This is a genomic window from Streptomyces sp. NPDC002835, assembly GCF_053591995.1.
On the sequence record NZ_JBSFUW010000019.1, the window covers coordinates 38300 to 55420 of the forward strand.

15 protein-coding genes are annotated in these 17121 nt (G+C 72.3%); 5 read left to right on the forward strand and 10 right to left on the reverse strand.

The annotated features are described in order from the left end of the window. The first annotated feature begins 4 nt into the window (after window positions 1-4). From glpK to ACWD01_RS21115, 3 genes are all read left to right on the forward strand, one after another. Window positions 5-1531, forward strand: coding sequence for a glycerol kinase GlpK (gene glpK / locus ACWD01_RS21105; protein WP_451163993.1), 1527 nt, complete (start codon window positions 5-7; stop codon window positions 1529-1531). 12 nt (window positions 1532-1543) lie between these two features. After that, on the forward strand, window positions 1544-3169 hold the full coding sequence (locus ACWD01_RS21110) for an FAD-dependent oxidoreductase (protein WP_451163995.1): 1626 nt from the start codon (window positions 1544-1546) through the stop codon (window positions 3167-3169). Between the two features lie 99 nt (window positions 3170-3268). Continuing rightward, window positions 3269-3940, forward strand: coding sequence for a FadR/GntR family transcriptional regulator (locus tag ACWD01_RS21115; protein WP_451163997.1), 672 nt, complete (start codon window positions 3269-3271; stop codon window positions 3938-3940). 341 nt (window positions 3941-4281) lie between these two features. Here the strand turns inward: ACWD01_RS21115 and ACWD01_RS21120 are convergent, their stop codons facing one another. Together ACWD01_RS21120 and ACWD01_RS21125 are read right to left on the reverse strand one after the other, a co-directional pair. Then, window positions 4282-5058: an SDR family NAD(P)-dependent oxidoreductase gene (locus ACWD01_RS21120; protein WP_451163999.1), complete on the reverse strand. Its 777-nt coding sequence runs from the start codon at window positions 5056-5058 to the stop codon at window positions 4282-4284. After that, complete coding sequence (locus tag ACWD01_RS21125) at window positions 5055-6374, reverse strand: enolase C-terminal domain-like protein (RefSeq protein WP_451164001.1); 1320 nt, start codon at window positions 6372-6374, stop codon at window positions 5055-5057. The genes ACWD01_RS21120 and ACWD01_RS21125 overlap by 4 nt, the downstream gene beginning before the upstream one ends. Before the next feature lie 258 nt (window positions 6375-6632). Here ACWD01_RS21125 and ACWD01_RS21130 point away from each other — a divergent pair, with 258 nt between their 5' ends. Further along, window positions 6633-7664 carry a PAC2 family protein gene (locus ACWD01_RS21130; RefSeq protein ID WP_451164003.1) on the forward strand — a complete coding sequence of 344 codons (1032 nt, stop codon included), beginning with the start codon at window positions 6633-6635 and terminating at the stop codon, window positions 7662-7664. Window positions 7665-7712: 48 nt separating this feature from the next. Here ACWD01_RS21130 and ACWD01_RS21135 read toward each other — a convergent pair whose 3' ends face one another. From ACWD01_RS21135 to ACWD01_RS21155, 5 genes are all read right to left on the reverse strand, one after another. Then, the gene (locus ACWD01_RS21135; RefSeq protein WP_451164005.1) at window positions 7713-8678 is read right to left on the reverse strand and encodes an SMP-30/gluconolactonase/LRE family protein; all 966 of its coding nucleotides are present in this window, start codon (window positions 8676-8678) and stop codon (window positions 7713-7715) included. Between the two features lie 150 nt (window positions 8679-8828). After that, window positions 8829-10058 carry a cysteine--1-D-myo-inosityl 2-amino-2-deoxy-alpha-D-glucopyranoside ligase gene (mshC, locus tag ACWD01_RS21140; protein ID WP_451164007.1) on the reverse strand — a complete coding sequence of 410 codons (1230 nt, stop codon included), beginning with the start codon at window positions 10056-10058 and terminating at the stop codon, window positions 8829-8831. 102 nt (window positions 10059-10160) lie between these two features. Continuing rightward, entirely contained in the window at window positions 10161-10988 is an 828-nt protein-coding gene (locus ACWD01_RS21145; protein WP_451164009.1) for an SCO1664 family protein, read from the reverse strand. Then, the gene (locus ACWD01_RS21150) at window positions 10952-11542 is read right to left on the reverse strand and encodes a DUF3090 domain-containing protein (protein WP_356895184.1); all 591 of its coding nucleotides are present in this window, start codon (window positions 11540-11542) and stop codon (window positions 10952-10954) included. The genes ACWD01_RS21145 and ACWD01_RS21150 overlap by 37 nt, the downstream gene beginning before the upstream one ends. 115 nt (window positions 11543-11657) lie before the next feature. Continuing rightward, on the reverse strand, window positions 11658-12359 hold the full coding sequence (locus ACWD01_RS21155; protein WP_451164011.1) for a histidine phosphatase family protein: 702 nt from the start codon (window positions 12357-12359) through the stop codon (window positions 11658-11660). 68 nt (window positions 12360-12427) lie between these two features. Between ACWD01_RS21155 and ACWD01_RS21160 the strand changes: the two genes are divergently transcribed. Further along, window positions 12428-13420 (forward strand): magnesium and cobalt transport protein CorA, encoded by a 993-nt coding sequence (locus ACWD01_RS21160; protein ID WP_451164013.1) that lies wholly within the window; start codon window positions 12428-12430, stop codon window positions 13418-13420. An 82-nt stretch (window positions 13421-13502) separates the two neighbouring features. Here the strand turns inward: ACWD01_RS21160 and ACWD01_RS21165 are convergent, their stop codons facing one another. The 3 genes from ACWD01_RS21165 to ACWD01_RS21175 form a co-directional block, all read right to left on the reverse strand. Next, complete coding sequence (locus ACWD01_RS21165; protein WP_451164014.1) at window positions 13503-15029, reverse strand: hypothetical protein; 1527 nt, start codon at window positions 15027-15029, stop codon at window positions 13503-13505. Between the two features lie 2 nt (window positions 15030-15031). Continuing rightward, window positions 15032-15823, reverse strand: coding sequence for a ferritin-like domain-containing protein (locus ACWD01_RS21170; RefSeq protein ID WP_451164015.1), 792 nt, complete (start codon window positions 15821-15823; stop codon window positions 15032-15034). A gap of 232 nt (window positions 15824-16055) precedes the next feature. Next, window positions 16056-17105, reverse strand: coding sequence for an LLM class F420-dependent oxidoreductase (locus ACWD01_RS21175; protein WP_451164016.1), 1050 nt, complete (start codon window positions 17103-17105; stop codon window positions 16056-16058). Window positions 17106-17121 lie beyond the last annotated feature (16 nt).

Sequence of the window (17121 nt, forward strand, 5' to 3'; positions counted from 1 at the left end):
GACCGTGACCGACGCACACACCACCGGCCCGTTCATCGCCGCCATCGACCAGGGCACCACATCCAGCCGCTGCATCGTCTTCGACACGGACGGCCGGATCGTCTCCGTCGACCAGAAGGAGCACGAGCAGATCTTCCCGAAGCCGGGCTGGGTGGAGCACGACGCCGCCGAGATCTGGACCAACGTCCAGGAGGTCGTGGCCGGCGCGATCGAGAAGGCCGGCATCACCTCCGCCGACGTCAAGGCCATCGGCATCACCAACCAGCGCGAGACGACGCTGCTGTGGGACAAGAACACCGGCGAGCCCGTCCACAACGCCATCGTCTGGCAGGACACCCGCACCGACGCCCTGTGCAAGGACCTCGGCCGCAACGTCGGCCAGGACCGCTTCCGCCGTGAGACCGGCCTCCCGCTGGCCTCGTACTTCGCCGGACCGAAGGCCCGCTGGCTGCTCGACAACGTCGAGGGCCTGCGGGAGCGCGCCGAGCGCGGCGAGATCCTCTTCGGCACCATGGACTCCTGGGTCATCTGGAACCTGACCGGCGGAGTCGACGGCGGCGTCCATGTCACCGACGTCACCAACGCCTCGCGCACCATGCTGATGAACCTGCACACCATGGAGTGGGACGACAAGATCCTCCAGTCCATGGAGGTCCCGGCGGCGATCCTGCCGGAGATCCGGTCCTCCGCCGAGGTCTACGGCCTCGCCAAGGGCGGCGCGCTGGACGGCATCCCGGTCGCCTCCGCGCTCGGTGACCAGCAGGCGGCCCTGTTCGGCCAGACCTGCTACTCGAAGGGCGAGGCCAAGTCCACGTACGGCACCGGCACCTTCATGCTGATGAACACCGGTGAGGAGCCCGTCAACTCCTACAACGGGCTGCTGACCACCGTCGGCTACCGCATCGGCGACCAGAAGCCGGTGTACGCGCTCGAGGGCTCGATCGCCGTCACCGGTTCGCTGGTGCAGTGGATGCGCGACCAGATGGGCCTCATCAACTCGGCCGCGGAGATCGAGACCCTCGCCTCCTCGGTCGACGACAACGGCGGCGCCTACTTCGTCCCGGCCTTCTCCGGGCTGTTCGCCCCGTACTGGCGCTCCGACGCCCGCGGTGTGATCGCCGGTCTCACCCGGTACGTCACCAAGGCGCACATCGCGCGCGCCGTGCTCGAGGCCACCGCCTGGCAGACCCGCGAGATCACCGACGCCATGACCAAGGACTCGGGCGTCGAACTGACCGCGCTCAAGGTCGACGGCGGCATGACCTCCAACAACCTGCTGATGCAGACCCTCTCGGACTTCCTGGACGCGCCGGTCGTGCGCCCCATGGTCGCCGAGACGACCTGCCTCGGCGCCGCCTACGCCGCCGGCCTGGCCGTCGGCTTCTGGCCGGACACCGACGCGCTGCGCGCCAACTGGCGCAGGGCCGCCGAGTGGACCCCCCGCATGGACGCTGACAAGCGTGACAGCGAGTACAAGAGCTGGCTCAAGGCCGTGGAGCGGACCATGGGCTGGCTCGACGAGGAAAACTGACGAGGAGCAAGAATGACCACCCTGCAGAGCGTCCCCTCCCCCGGGACGCACCCGGCCTCCGGCTCGGCTGTGTCTTCTCCCAGAGCAGCGGGCCGCGCCGAAACTCGGGAGCAGCTTTCCAAGGCGACGTACGACCTCCTGGTGATCGGCGGCGGCATCCTGGGCATCTCCACCGCCTGGCATGCGGCGCAGTCCGGGCTGCGGGTGGCCCTGGTGGACGCCGGCGACTTCGCCGGCGCCACCTCCTCCGCCTCCTCCAAGCTGCTCCACGGCGGACTGCGCTACCTGCAGACCGGCGCGGTGAAGCTGGTCGCGGAGAACCACTTCGAGCGGCGCGCGGTCTCCCGCCAGGTGGCGCCCCACCTGGCCAACCCGCTCAAGTTCTACCTGCCCGTCTACAAGGGCGGCCCGCACGGCGCGGCCAAGCTCGGCGCGGGCGTCTTCGCCTACTCGGCGCTGTCCGCCTTCGGTGACGGTGTCGGTCACGTCATATCGGCGGCGAAGGCACAGCGGGACGTGCCGGAGCTGCGGACCGACAACCTCAAGGCGGTCGCCGTCTACGGCGACGACCAGATGAACGACTCCCGTATGGCGCTGATGACGGTCCGCGCGGCCGCCCAGTCGGGCGCGACCGTCCTCAACCACGCGGAGGTCACCGGCCTGCGGTTCACCAAGGGCCGGGTCACCGGCGCGGAGCTCAAGGACCGCACGGACGGCACCGAGTTCGGTGTCACCGCGCGCCTCGTGCTCAACGCCACCGGTCCGTGGGTCGACCACCTGCGCCGGATGGAGGACCCGGACGCGGCCCCCTCCATCCGCCTCTCCAAGGGCGCGCACCTGGTGCTCAAGCGCACCGCCCCCTGGCGTGCCGCGCTCGCCACTCCGATCGACAAGTACCGCATCACGTTCGCCCTGCCCTGGGAGGACATGCTGCTGCTCGGTACGACCGACGAGGAGTACGAGGGCGACCCGGGCGACGTCGCCGTCAACGACAAGGACACCGCCCAGATCCTGGACGAGGCCGCGTTCTCCATCCGCGACCAGCAGCTGTCCCGGGACCTGATCACATACTCCTTCGCCGGGCTCCGGGTGCTGCCGGGCGGCCCCGGCGACACGTCGAAGGCCAAGCGGGAGACGGTCGTCACGGAGGGGCGCGGCGGGATGCTGTCCGTGGCCGGCGGCAAGTGGACCACGTTCCGCCACATCGGCCGCACGGTGATGAACAAGCTGGCGACCCTGCCGGGGCGCCCGCTCGCCGAGGACATGGAGCCGCTGGCCCATCTGCCGAAGAAGCTGCCGCTGCCCGGCATCGCCAACCCGAACGCGGTCGCCCACCGGCTGCTGGTGGACGGCGGCACCCCGGGCCCGCGGATGGCGGCCGACACGGCCCGGCACCTCGCCACCCACTACGGCTCGCTGTCCTTCGACATCGCCCGCCTGGCTGACGAGGACCCGGCGCTCGCCGAGCGCATCCACCCGGACGCGCCGGAGATCTGGGCGCAGGTCGTGTACGCCCGCGACAACGAGTGGGCCGAGACGGCGGACGACGTGCTGCGCCGCCGTACGACGCTGACGATCCGGGGGCTGGCGACGGACGAGGTCCGCGGCCGGGTCGAGGACGTGCTGCGCGCACGGTAGGTCGGTACGCACGATGAGGGCGGCCCCGGGGGGCCGCCCTCGTTGTACGCTCACCCCTCCGATGTCTGCTGGAATGGTGCGAACGACGGGGGCGACGTCATGGCCGTGACCGACGAGGCCATCGAGAAGATCAAGGCGATGATCGTCTCCGGCGCCCTGCGGCCCGGCGACCGCCTCCCCAAGGAGAGCGAGCTCGCGGCCGAGCTGGGCCTGTCCCGCAACTCGCTGCGCGAAGCGGTACGGGCGCTGTCGCTGATCCGCATCCTCGACGTACGGCAGGGCGACGGCACGTATGTGACCAGCCTGGACCCGCAGCTCCTGCTGGAGGCACTGAGCTTCGTCGTCGACTTCCACCGGGACGACACGGTGCTGGAGTTCCTCGCGGTACGCCGCATCCTGGAACCGGCCGCCACGGCGATGGCCGCGAGCCGGATCACCGCCTCCGAACTCGACGCACTCGCCGCCCAGTTGGACGCGCTCGGCCCGGAGCCGTCGGTCGAGGACCTGGTGGCGGCGGACCTGGACTTCCACCGGGCCATCGTGCGGGCCTCGGGCAACTCGGTGCTCTGCTCCCTCCTCGACGGCCTCTCCGGCCCGACGACCCGCGCCCGCGTCTGGCGCGGCCTCACCCAGGAGGACGCGGTACCCCGCACCCTCCACGAACACCGCGCGATCCTGGCGGCGCTGCGGGAGGGTGACGGGGAGGCGGCGAGGGCGTGGGCGACGGTGCACGTGGCGAGCGTGGAGCAGTGGCTCCGGGCAACGCTGTAACGCCTGCGGCGGGCTGTTCCCCTCCCCGCCCCCTTCCCGAAACCGGGGCAAGCCCCAGACCCCATACCACGCTCCGCGCGGTGGCCTCAATCGCCGGCCGGGCTTGAGTTGCCGGGCAACTCAAGCCTCGCTGGGGGCACCTCCCACGGCCGCCAGGCCGTAGGGGGAGTTTGAGGCGCGGGGTTCGGGGCAGCGCCCCGACAAGACCGGCAGGTTCCCAGCCTCGCCGGCGATTGAGGCGCGGGTCCGGGCGGAGTCCCCACGCGGCGGAGCCGCACATCCGGTGCAGCGGGAAGGGACGGGTAGGGGAAGACGCCCCGCGCAGCGGAGTCGCAGCCGCGTCACCGCGACGGGCGGAGACGCACCCCCTGGAGGCCGCCGTCGACCGCCAGCGCCGTACCCGTGACCGCCGCCGCCGCGGGGCTCGCCAGGTACCCGACCGCCGCCGCGACCTCGGCCGCCGTGACGAGCCGGCCCCCCGGCTGGCGGGCCGCGAGCGCCGCGCGCTCCGCCGCCGGGTCGTCGGCGCGGGCGAGCAGGCGGCCGACCCACGGCGTGTCCGCCGTGCCGGGGTTGACGCAGTTGACGCGGATGCCCTCGCGTACGTGGTCCGCCGCCATGGCCAGCGTCAGCGACAGCACCGCCCCCTTGCTCGCGCTGTAGAGGGCGCGCTGTTCGAGCCCCGCCGTGGCGGCCACGGAGCAGGTGTGGGTGACGGAGACCGCTCCGGGCCGGGCCGCCGCCGCGCGCCGCAGATGCGGCAGGGCGTGGCGGGCGACCCGGACCATGCCGAGCACGTTGACGTCGAGGACGCGCCGCCATTCGTCGTCGTCGTTGTCGGCGACCGTACCGACCGCGCCCACACCGGCGTTGGAGACGACGGTGTGCAGCGCCCCGAACTCGGCGACGGCGGCGTCCACCGCCCGGCGCACGCGGCCGTCGTCGGTGACGTCGGCCTCGAGGGCGAGGCACCCCTCGGGCGCGCCGCGGGTGTCGCGGTCGAGGACGGCGACGCGCGCCCCGCGCGCCAGCAGCAGCGCGGCGACGGCCGCCCCGATGCCGGAGGCCCCGCCGGTGACGAGGGCGGCCATGCCCGCGAAGTCCTGTGCGCCGGTCACCGGTGGTCCTCCGTTGCGGTGCGGCGGGCCTGCCAGACGGGCCCGTTCGGATAGCTGTGGGCGGTGACGGAGCCGGGGAGCATCCGGGCGGAGAAGCCGGGCGCCCGGGGTGCGGCGTAGCGTCCGCCCGTGATGACGGCCGGGTCGGCGAAGTGCTCGTGGAGATGGTCCACGTACTCGATGACGCGGTCGTCCCAGCTGCCGGAGACGGCGACGAAGTCGAACATGGCCAGGTGCTGGACGAGTTCGCACAGTCCGACGCCGCCGGCGTGCGGGCAGACGGGCACGCCGTACTTGGCTGCGAGCAGCAGGATCGCGATGTTCTCGTTGACGCCGGAGACCCGTGCGGCGTCGATCTGGACGAAGTCGACGGCCCCCGCCTGGAGCAGCTGCTTGAAGACGACGCGGTTGGCGGCGTGTTCGCCGGTGGCGACCTTGACGGGCTGGCCGACGCGTACGGCGGCATGGCCGAGGATGTCGTCGGGGCTGGTGGGTTCCTCGATCCAGTACGGCTCGTAGGGCGCGAGCGCGGTCATCCAGCGCACGGCCTCGGCGACGTCCCAGCGCTGGTTGGCGTCGACGGCGATGCGTACGGAGGGGCCGACGGCCGCCCTGGCGACCTTCAGCCGCCGGACGTCGTCCTCCAGGTCGCCGCCCACCTTGAGCTTGATCTGGCCGAAGCCGGCGGCGACCGCTTCCTTCGCCAGCCGGGCCAGTTTCTCGTCGGAGTAGCCCAGCCAGCCCGGTGAGGTGGTGTACGCGGGATAGCCGCGCTCGCGGAGCAGCGCCGCCCGTGCGGCCCTGCCCGGTTCCGCGGCACGCAGGATGCCGAGGGCCTCGTCCCTGGTCAGTGCGTCCGTCAGATAGCGGAAGTCGACCAGGGACACGAGTTCCTCCGGGCTCATCGCGGAGAGGAACTCCCATACGGGCAGGCCCACCCGGGTGGCCGCCAGGTCCCAGGCCGCGTTGACGACTGCCCCGGCGGCCATGTGGATGACGCCCTTCTCGGGGCCGAGCCAGCGGAGTTGGGAGTCGTGGGTGAGGTCGTGGTGGAGCGCCGCCAGATCCGCGGCACCCGCCGGGGCGGGGCGGCCGACGACATGGGGGCGCAGCGCCTCGACGGCGGCGGCGGTGACGTCGTTGCCGCGGCCGATGGTGAAGCAGAAGCCGTGGCCCTCGCTGCCGTCGCCGGTGCGCAGCACCAGATAGGCGGCGGAGTAGTCCGGATCCGGGTTCATGGCGTCGGAGCCGTCGAGCTGTTCGGAGGTGGGGAAGCGGATGTCGTGGACCTCGAACGCCTCGACGGTCTGATTCATGCACGCCCCCCGGTGACGATGGACATCGGACCTCTGCTGGACATCCGATGTATAGCGCCGCGGGGCGGTAAGGGTCCAGGGATTCGCTTGAATTTCCCGCTCACAGCTCGGATGTATCCGGCTGCCTTACCGTGTTGCGTTCGGACGTTTGCCCGACCTCCGCCGAGTTCACCCGGCCGTGCAAGGGGGCTGCGGCGGCACACGTGGAAAGCCGTAAGGTTGGGGTGTGGACAAGGGAACTTCGGAAGGAGGCACTGGGTGATCGAGCTCGAGGGGGTGCCCGAGCTGATCGACCCGGTCATGGTGGCCGCGTTCGAGGGCTGGAACGACGCCGGCGACGCCGCCTCCACCGCGGTCGCTCATCTGGACCGGGAATGGAAGGGCGAGGTGTTCGCGGCGCTCGACGCCGAGGACTACTACGACTTCCAGGTCAACCGGCCCACGGTGTGGCTGGACGGCGGGGTACGGAAGATCACCTGGCCGACCACGCGGCTCTCCGTGGTCCGCATCGGCGGTGACAAGCCGCGCGATCTGGTCCTGGTCCGCGGTATCGAACCGTCCATGCGCTGGCGCTCGTTCTGCAACGAGATCCTGGGCTTCGCGCATGAACTGGGCGTGGAGATGGTGGTGATCCTGGGCGCGCTGCTCGGCGACACCCCGCACACCCGGCCGGTGCCCGTCAGCGGGATCACCTCGGACGCGGATCTGGCCAGGACGATGGATCTCGAGGAGACCCGGTACGAGGGGCCGACCGGCATCGTCGGCATCCTCCAGGAGGCGTGCACCCATGCGGGCGTGCCCGCGGTCAGCCTGTGGGCGGCCGTGCCGCACTACGTCTCGCAGCCGCCCAACCCCAAGGCGACGCTCGCCCTGCTCAACCGGCTGGAGGACCTCATCGGCCTCCGGATCCCGCTGGGCGAACTGGCCGAGGACGCACGGGCCTGGCAGCTCGGGGTGGACCAACTGGCCGCGGAGGACAGCGAGGTCGCGGAGTACGTCCAGACGCTGGAGGAGGCGCGCGACACGGCCGAGCTGCCGGAGGCGTCCGGCGAGGCCATCGCCCGCGAGTTCGAGCGGTATCTGCGCCGGCGCGACGGCGGGCCCGGCGGTCATGCGACGGACGGCGGCGAGGGCAGTTCGTATCTGCGCGACCCGGCCGGCCGGACCAAGCCCCCGAAGCCGCCGCGGCCGGAGGCCGAGACCGGCACGCCGGAAGGCGCCGGCACCGAGCCGGAGGCGCGGGACGACGACGAGGGCGACGGCCCCGAGGGCGGCCCGTCCCAGGACTGAGCGGTACGGGAGGGGGCCGGCGCCGATGGCGCCGGCCCCCTCCCTCGTTCAGCCGGTCACCTGGTCGACGGCGACCACGTCGTACTCCGTGTCGGGCGTCGGCGGTACGCCGAACCGCGCGTTGGGCAGATAGATCCGGTCGCCCCAGGCCGCGGCCGTTGTCGGGATGCGGAAGCGCGGGTCGGTGATACGGGCGACGGGCCTGCCCCTGGTGCCCGCGGCGTTCAGCCGGACCACGTCCACCTGGTTCAACCGCTGCTGCACGATGTAGAGGTGACGGCCGATCAGCAGCAGGCCGTCACCGAACGGGATGGCGAGGTCCGCCAGATCGACCCTCCGGGCGACGCCGTCGCGCGGATCGACACGCATCAGCGAGCCGCCCTCCACCACGGTGTTCACAACCAGCAGGGCGCTGCCGTCGGGCGTGCGGGCGATGCCGTTGGCGGTGAAGTCGGTGCCCTGCTCCCAAGCGCCGCCCAGCGGCAGGGTCGCCACCTCGTGCGCGGGCTCCCCGCGCCGGTCCAGCGCCAGCCGGTAGAGCTGCGGACGGAACGAGTCGGTGAACCAGGCCGCGCCGGGGGTGAGGACGACGTCGTTGACCATCGTGCCCTCGGCGCCGACGGTGAACAGCCTGACGATCTCCCCGGAGCGCGCGTCGGCGACCCTGATCTCGCGGCTGAATCCGCCCGAGAGAAACAGCCGCCGCTCCTGGCGGTCGATCTTCAGGCCGATGACGGAGCGCCCTGCGCCCAGTCCCTCGACGACGACCCGGCCGCGGCCGGTGGCCAGGCTCGCCCGGTGGACGTCGCCGTCGGCGATGGAGCCGCACCAGGCGTACGGGCTGCGGCCGATGGCGATTCCCTCGGGCTGGAAGCCGTTCGGAAGGGGGAAGCGGGTCGGCCACGACCTCGGTGACGCGGCACGGGCGGCCCCGGCGGCGGGCCAGAGAAGCGCGGCCGAGCCGATGGCCGCGGCCGCGCCGAGAACCTCTCTGCGTGCGAAGGAACGTTCCACTGTGCATCCTTCCGGCAACTGTGACATGCGCCTGAGGGCCGGATGTCGTCAGCTCACCACACGCCGGGGTTTCGCACCGCTGGAACGTTCAAGTGAAAGAACGCCCTCCCGGGACGCGGTCGCTCCCGCGCCCCGGGAAGCGGGACTTCTTCACAGCGCCACACCGAGCAGCGCGTCGACCGTGCGGGACACGAGCCCCGGGGCGCCCTCGTCCGTGCCGCCCCCGGACTGCTGGAGCGCGGCCCAGCGGTCCACGGCGGCGAGTGCCGACGGCGCGTCGAGGTCGTCGGCGAGGGCCTCGCGGACCTCCTCGACCAGGGCGTCGGCGGACGGCCCGTCGGGCCGCGAGACGGCCGCGCGCCACCGCGCGAGCCGCTCCACCGCGTCGCCGAGCACCGTGTCGGTCCACTCCCAGTCGGCCCGGTAGTGGCGCGAGAGCAGCGCGAGCCGTATGGCGACGGGGTCCACGCCGTCGCGGCGAAGCTTGGAGACGAAGACGAGATTGCCCTTGGACTTGGACATCTTCGCGCCGTCGAGGGCCACCATGCCCGCGTGGACGTAGGCCTTCGCGAACGGGTGCTCGCCGGTGAGGGCCTGGGCGTGCGAGGCGCCCATCTCGTGGTGCGGGAAGGCGAGGTCGGAGCCGCCGCCCTGGATGTCGAAGCCCATACCGAGGTGGTCGAGCGCGATGGCGACGCACTCGATGTGCCAGCCGGGCCGGCCGCGGCCGAGCGAGGCGCCGTCCCAGTCCGGCTGCCCCTCGCGGGCGGCCATCCACAGCATCGGGTCGAGCGGGTTCTTCTTGCCGGGTCGTTCGGGGTCGCCGCCGCGTTCCGCGGACAGCAGGCGCATCGCCTCCGCGTCGAGCCGGGACACCTCCCCGAAGTGCGGGTCGGACTCGACCGAGAAGTAGACGTCGCCCTCCAACTCGTAGGCGGCGCCCGCGTCGCGGAGCCGTTCCACCAGCGGGACGATGCCGGGGATGGCCTCGACCGCTCCGATGTAGTGGCGCGGCGGCAGCATCCGCAGTGCGGTCATGTCCTCGCGGAACAGGGCGGTCTCGCGTTCCGCGAGCTCCGCCCAGTCGTGCCCGTCGCGGGTCGCGCGCTCGAGCAGTGGGTCGTCCACATCCGTGACGTTCTGGACGTAGTGAACCTGCCGCTTGGTGTCGAGCCACACGCGCTGCACGAGGTCGAACGCGTTGTAGGTCGCCGCGTGCCCCATGTGGGTCGCGTCGTACGGTGTGATGCCGCAGACGTAGATACGGGCGACGGGACCGGGGTCGAGGGTCACCAGACCGTCGGTCGCGGTGTCGTGGATCCGGAGGTCGCGGCCCTTGCCGGGCAGGGCGGGGACCTCAGAAGCGGGCCAGGCATGCATGCCATGAGCGTAACCGGATGCCGCTTCCGCATACGAACCGGATCACTGGTGATGGCCGGTTGGGCACTCTTGCAATCAGGCCGCCGGTGTGCAGGCCGGTGGCTACACGGGTGGCCACGGGATCGCGGGCCACTCCCCGGAGGGCACCGGGTGCGTGCCGGAGCCGAGCAGCGCCGCCACCCTGCCGCGCACGGCGGCCACCTCCGCCGCGGTGAGCAGTTGCGCCAGACGGATGGCGAGCGGACCGCCGTCGCCGAGGGCGGCCGCCACGGCGGTCAGGGTCGCCGTGGCCTCGGGCGGCAGCGGTTCCCCCGCCCATCCCCACAGCAGGGTGCGCAGCTTGTCCTCGACGTTGAAGGTGACGCCGTGGTCGATCGCGTACAGGCTTCCGTCGGCGGTGGTCAGCAGATGGCCGCCCTTGCGGTCACCGTTGTTGATCACCGCGTCGAGCACGGCGAGCCGGCGCAGCCGTACGTCGTCCGCGTGGACGAGCAGTGCCGTACGGCCCTCGCCGACGTCGGCGAAGCCGACCGCTTTCCAGCCGTCCCCGGGCTCCTCGTCCTCTACAAGGGCCAGCAGGGAGGTCTCCGGGTCCGCCTCGATCCACAGCTGGACCATGCCCTCGCCGTACGGGCCGTCGCGCAGGACGGTGGGCGGCACCAGGCCCCAGCCGGTCGCCTCGGAGAGCGCGTAGGCCGCCACCTCGCGCTGCGCGAGCGTGCCGTCCGGGAAGTCCCACAGCGGGCGCTCGCCCGCGACGGGCTTGTAGACGCAGCGGGCTTCCTCGCCGTCGAGCGAGACCGTGCAGTACAGCACCGCGTTGGACGCCTGGCGCACCCGTCCGCGCACGGTCAGCTCGCCCTCGGCCAGCAGTGTGAGCGCGTCGGGCGCGCTCACTCGCCCCGTCGGTATCCGTTCTGGCGCGGGCATACGTGTCCTTCCGGATCCAGGGGCAGGCTGCACAGCGGGCACGGCGGACGGCCGGCGTTCACCACCTCCAGCGCACGCTTGGCGAACGCCCTGGCCTGCGCGCCGGTGAGCCGGACCCGCAGCATCGGCGGGCCGTTCTCCTCGTCCTGCAGCAGCCGCTCCTCGGCCTCCGCGAGGTCCTCCTCCGACTCGGCCTCGAGTTCGACGAGTGCCTGCGCCTCCACGATCATGCGCTGTTCCTCGCCGTCCCACGCCAGCGCCATGGTGCCGACGCGGAACTCCTCCTCGACCGGATTGTCGAGCGGCGCGGTGTCGGCGACGTCGGCCGGGGCGACGGCGGGCACCGGCGCGTTGCCGCCGGTGCGGCGCACCACCTCGTCCAGCAGTTCGTCGATGCGCTCCGCGAGGGCGGCCACCTGAGTCTTCTCCAGGGCCACGCTGGTCACGCGCCCTGCGGCGGAAGCCTGCAGGAAGAACGTACGGCGGCCAGGCAGCCCGACCGTACCGGCCACGAAACGGTCCGGCGGGTCGTAGAGGAACACCTGACGGGACACGTTCTGTCTCCCTTTGGATCGTCGGGTCGGTCGGGTTTCCGAGCGGGTCGTACGAGAGTCACGGAATGAGGCGGAATTCAGCTTTTCGGCGCGTCCACCCTACTGCGCGAAGCGATCACGGTGCGCCCGCGCCGCCCCCGACGACCGCGTCGTCGCTGCCGGTCTTTTCCTGCGGGCCCTGCGCCGGGGGCACCAGGGCTCCCAACTCGCCGGTGTCGCCGAGTCGCAGCAGGAACGGCCGGCTGCGGGTGTAGCGGACGGCGGTGACGGAGCACGGTTCGGCGTGGATGCGCTGGAACAGGTCGAGATGCAGGCCCAGGGCGTCCGCCACCAGGGACTTGATGATGTCCCCGTGCGAGCACATCAGAAACGCGGCGTCCTCGCCGTACTCCTGGTCGACGCGCGCGTTCCAGTCGCGGACGGCGTCGACCGCGCGCGCCTGCATGGCCCGCATGGACTCGCCCCCGGGGAAGACCACCGCCGACGGATGGTGCTGGACGACCTCCATCAGCGGGTCCTGCGCGAGCTCCTTGAGCTTGCGGCCGGACCAGTCGCCGTAGTGGCACTCCCCGATGCGCTCGTCGGTCTGCAGGGTGAGCGCGGGCCGTGCCGCCAGGAGAGGCGCGAGGGTCTCGCGGCAGCGTTCGAGCGGGCTGGAGACGACCGCCGCGAGCGGCACGTCGGCCAGTCTTGCGGGCAGCCCGGCCGCCTGTGCGGTGCCGCGCTCGTCGAGGCGGACACCGGGTGTCCAGCCGGCGAGCACCCCTTCGGTGTTGGCGGTGGAGCGTCCGTGGCGTACGAGGATCAGCGTGGCCATGGGGGCCAGCCTACGGTCCTGGCAGGTGTGGCGGGCCGCGGGTGTGCCGGGGCGCCGGTCAGGGAAGAATGCGCGCCGTGATCGTGGACTGCGCCATCTACCGCGACGGACGCCGCACCGAGGGCCCGTCGGACTTCTCCGACGCCCTGGACGAGGCGCGGGCCACCGGTGACGCGTTCCTGTGGATCGGCCTGCACGAGCCCACGGAGGACGAGTTCGACCATGTCGCGGACGAGTTCTCGCTGCACCCGCTCGCCGTGGAGGACGCCCTCAAGGCGCATCAGCGGCCCAAGCTCGAGGTGTACGACGACTCGCTCTTCGTGGTCCTCAAGCCCGTGGTGTACGAGCCGGAGAGCGATTCGGTGACCACCGGCGAGCTGATGGTCTTCATAGGCGACTCGTTCGTGGTGACGGTCCGGCACGGCGAGGGCGCGCCGCTGGGCGCCGTCCGCGAACGGCTGGAGGCCGAGCCGGCGGTGCTGCGGCACGGGCCGACCGCGGTGCTCTACGCGGTCAGCGACGCCATCGTCGACCACTACATCGATGTCGCGGCCGAGCTCCAGGTGGACCTGGAGGAGATGGAGACCGCGGTCTTCGAACCGGGTCGCAGGGACACCAAGAACACGGCGGCGCGGATCTACACCTTCAAACGGCAGGTGCTCGAGTTCCGCCGTGCGGCGGGGCCGCTGGCGGCTCCGATGGCCCGGCTGGCAGGCGCGGGCGTGCCGTTCGTCCATGAGCACTCGCAGCCGTTCTTCCGGGACGTCAGCGACCACCTGATCCGGGCGAACGAGCATGTGGAGGGGTTGGACCGGCTGCTGTCCGACATTCTCTCCGCACACCTGGCGCAGATGGGCGTGCGGCAGAACGACGACATGCGCAAGATCTCGGCCTGGGCGGCGATGGCGGCGGTGCCGACGATGGTCGCGGGGATCTACGGCATGAACTTCGAGCACATGCCGGAGCTGAAGGTCGTCTGGGCCTACCCCGCGACGGTGCTGCTGATGGCGGGCGCGGTGTACGGGCTGTTCCGCCTCTTCAAGCGGCGCGGCTGGCTCTGAGCCCGGCGGGCGCGCGCCGGCCGGTCAGGGGCACGCTCTGTTCGGTCACGGCGGTGCCGGTGGTCAGGGGCCTGTCGTTCGGTCAGGGGCGTGTCGCGGGGCCCAGGTAGGCGCGGAGGTCGGGGCGGGCGCGCAGCCCGGGCAGGTGGACGGGCCGCCAGTCGCGGGCGAACGCCGGTGGCCGGCTCCCCGCCGCCCCGATGTAGGCCACCGGCTGCTCGGCCGCGAGCGCGCCGATTCCCGCCCTGGTGATGCTGCCGTCGTGCCCGCCGACCTGACGCGAGGCGCAGCCGGTCTCGAAGGCGATCCGGGGCGCTTCGGTGCCGCTGATCACACAGGGCGGGCGGACGCCGTGGCGGTGCAGTTCGGCGGTGATCCGTTCGAACGACCGGCGGTTGTCCCGGCTGCGCTCGATCGCGCCGTCGAGCACGACGTACTGGACGGCCAGGTGACAGGCCAGGGCGGCCGCGACGACAGCGGCGCCGACGCCCGGCCACCCCCGCCCGGCGACGGCGGCCAGGCACACCGCGACCGGCAGGGCGAGCAGCGCGTAGGCGGGGAGCAGGAACCGCGGCGCGGCGTAGCCGACCAGCAGCAGGTACGGCAGGGCCATGGACACCCCCGCCAGCGTCGCCACCGGCACGACGCCGAACCGGCCCGCGACCGGCAGCGCGGTGACGGTGCGACGGGTACGCGCGGCCACCAGGACGCCGCCCGCGACCAGCACCGGCAGCATGAAGAACCAGACCGCGGTGACCGGCTGCCGCCACGGGATGTCGCAGGGGCGGCACAGCGCCCGGCCGTTGAGCGCGCGCACATGGTCGTCGACGGCGAAGTTCGGCCCCAGGTGTCCCTGGATCTCGCCGGCCCGCCGCAGCCGGGCGAACAGCCCGTCGTACGCGACGTACGCCTCGACGATCCAGGGAGCGCAGCCGACGGCGGCGCCCGCGAGGAGCGCGACCACCAGCGCCGGCCGCCGGGCCGCGCGCGACAGCAGGGCGACGGCGGCGAGCGGTACGAGGAGCCAGACGGCGTCGGTCGGCCGCATGAGCGCGATGAAGGCCGTGCCCGCGCCGACGCCGAGAACCGCCGCCCGGCCGGACCCCTCGCGGGCGGCTCGCAGGAAGCAGCCGACCGTGAAGAGCGCGCCAAGGGCGACCCAGAGGTTCGGCATGACCTGCGGACCGTAGAACACCGTGATCCACAGGCCGGCGAAGAGCCCTCCGGCGAGGGCCAGCACACGCTGGGGCAGCAGCCCGCGCCACACCGCCAGGGACACGAAGAGACCGGCGCCCGACAGCACCGCCAGATAGCTCCGGAGTACCTCGACGGACGAGGTCAGTGCCGTCACCGGCGCGACGAGGAAGGTGATGCCGCGAGCGCGGGGAGCGCTGAAGAAGGCGGCTTCCGAGCCGGGCGTGACCTGGCTGACGTAGACCGTCTCGTCCCAGCCGAGGCTGGTCCCGCCGACGGCGAGCGCCAGTTGGACAACCGTGTAGAGGACGGAGACGGCGGCGATCCACCGCAGACCGCCGTCCGCCGGGCGCTCTTCGCCGGGCCACAGGGGGGCGCGGCGGCGTACGGGCGCCAGGGCCGAGAGGCGGGCCACGATCAGTGGGCGGGGGCCGGAGCGGCGGTGACCGGGCCGTCGAGGGCGCCGCGGCGGACCGGGATCCTCAGGTCCACCATGCGACGCCAGCCGTGGACCCGTTCGTACTCGTACGTCGCGTGGATGCCGGCGGCCAGGGCCGCGGACTTGGCCCGGGACCAGCGCAGCAGCCGGCCCATGCGGGCCATGACGGCGAGGCTGACGTCGCGGTGGACGCGGATCTCGGCCAGCGCGCTCTCACGCAGCACCCGCCGTACGGTGCGGCCGTGCCCGGCGGCGGAGAGACGGAGCAGTTCCTCGTGGCAGTAGGCCAGATGGCTGTCCTCGTCGGCGCTGATCATCCTGATCGCCCTGCCGATCCCCGGACGGTCGCCGAAGTACTTCACCAGAAGCTCCATCTGCTCGGCCGCACGCTGCTCGGTGACCCGGCTGTGCGCGAGGTAGACGACGATGTCGTGCTCGGTCAGCCGGTCCTCACGGCGCAGCCTCTCGTGGGCGAGGCCGATGCCCCGCCGCTCCAGCAGCATGGTGTAGTCGGTCTCCGGCGGCACCGGGACGGGCTCCAGCCGCCGCTTCTTGAGGAGGGCGTGGAACAGGCGGCCGTGCTTGTCCTCGTCGGCCCCGTGCCGGGCGATCTTCGGGGCCAGGTCGCGCAGTGTCTCCGGGACGAGGGCGGCGATGCGGCCGTTCTCCCAGCCTCCCTGGGCCTCGCCGCCGGCCGCGATGGAGCAGAACAGCCGAAACGACTCGTCGTCGTCGACGATCTCCTGGAAGAGACTCCGGGCCGAGAGCATGTCTGCAACCTCCGTCGGGCCTTCGGGACATCCACAAAGAGCGAGTCAAATGGGATACAGCCGCCCAGGCAAGGGCCCACTCGGACAAATCGACCGAACGGACCAGAGGACACGGCGAAAGGCCGTATGCACGGCAGTAACCGCCACGGCCGTCGCGCGTTGTACCGCGTGACGGCCGTGGCGGGGAAGACCCCCGAGCCCCCACCACGGCCGCAGGCTTGCCCCGGGGAGTTCAGGCGAGGCCGGCGCGCTCCAGGGCCTCGGTGCCGGCGCGCAGCGCGGTGATCCGCTCGTCGAGCGTGAAGCCGGCGGGCGAGAGGGTCAGGGTGGTGACACCGGCCGACGCGTACGCCTGCATCCGGTCGGCGATCCGCTCCACCGGGCCGAGCAACGCGGTCTGGTCGATCAGCGTGTGCGGAACGGCGGCGGCCGCGCCGGCCTTGTCGCCGTCGAGGTACTTGTCCTGGATCTCGGCGGCTTCCTTCTCGTAACCCATGCGCTGCGCGAGCTGGTTGTAGAAGTTCTGCTTCCGGCTGCCCATGCCGCCGACGTAGAGAGCCGTGTACGGCCGGAACATGTCGGCGAGGCCGGCGACGTCGTCGCCGACCGCGAGCGGCAGGGTCGGGCAGACGTCGAAGCCGTCCATCGCCTTGCCGGCCTTCTCGCGGCCCGCGCGGATGTGGCGCAGCGCGGTGTCCTCGATGTGCTCGGCGGACGGGAAGATCAGCAGGGCGCCGTCGGCGATCTCACCGGTCTGTTCGAGGTTCTTGGGGCCGATCGCCGCGATGTAGAGCGGGATGTGCTCGCGCTCCGGGTGCACGGTGAGCTTGAGCGGCTTGCCCGGACCGCCGGGCAGCGGCAGCGTCCAGTGCTCGCCCTCATAGGAGAGGCGCTCGCGGGACATCGCCCTGCGCACGATCTCGACGTACTCGCGGGTGCGGGCGAGCGGCTTGTCGAACTTGACGCCGTACCAGCCCTCGGAGACCTGCGGCCCCGAGACGCCGAGCCCGAGCCGGAACCGGCCGCCCGAGAGCGAGTCCAGGGTGGCCGCCGTCATGGCCGTCATGGCGGGCTGCCGGGCCGGGATCTGCAGAATCGCGGAGCCGACGTCGATCCGCTCGGTCTGGGCGGCGACCCAGCTGAGCACGGTCGGGGCGTCGGAGCCGTACGCCTCCGCGGCCCAGCAGACGTCGTAGCCGAGCCTGTCGGCCTCCTGTGCGACGGCGAGGTTGTCGCCGTCCATGCCCGCGCCCCAGTAGCCGAGGTTGATGCCGAGCCGCATAACCGCTCCCTCTTAC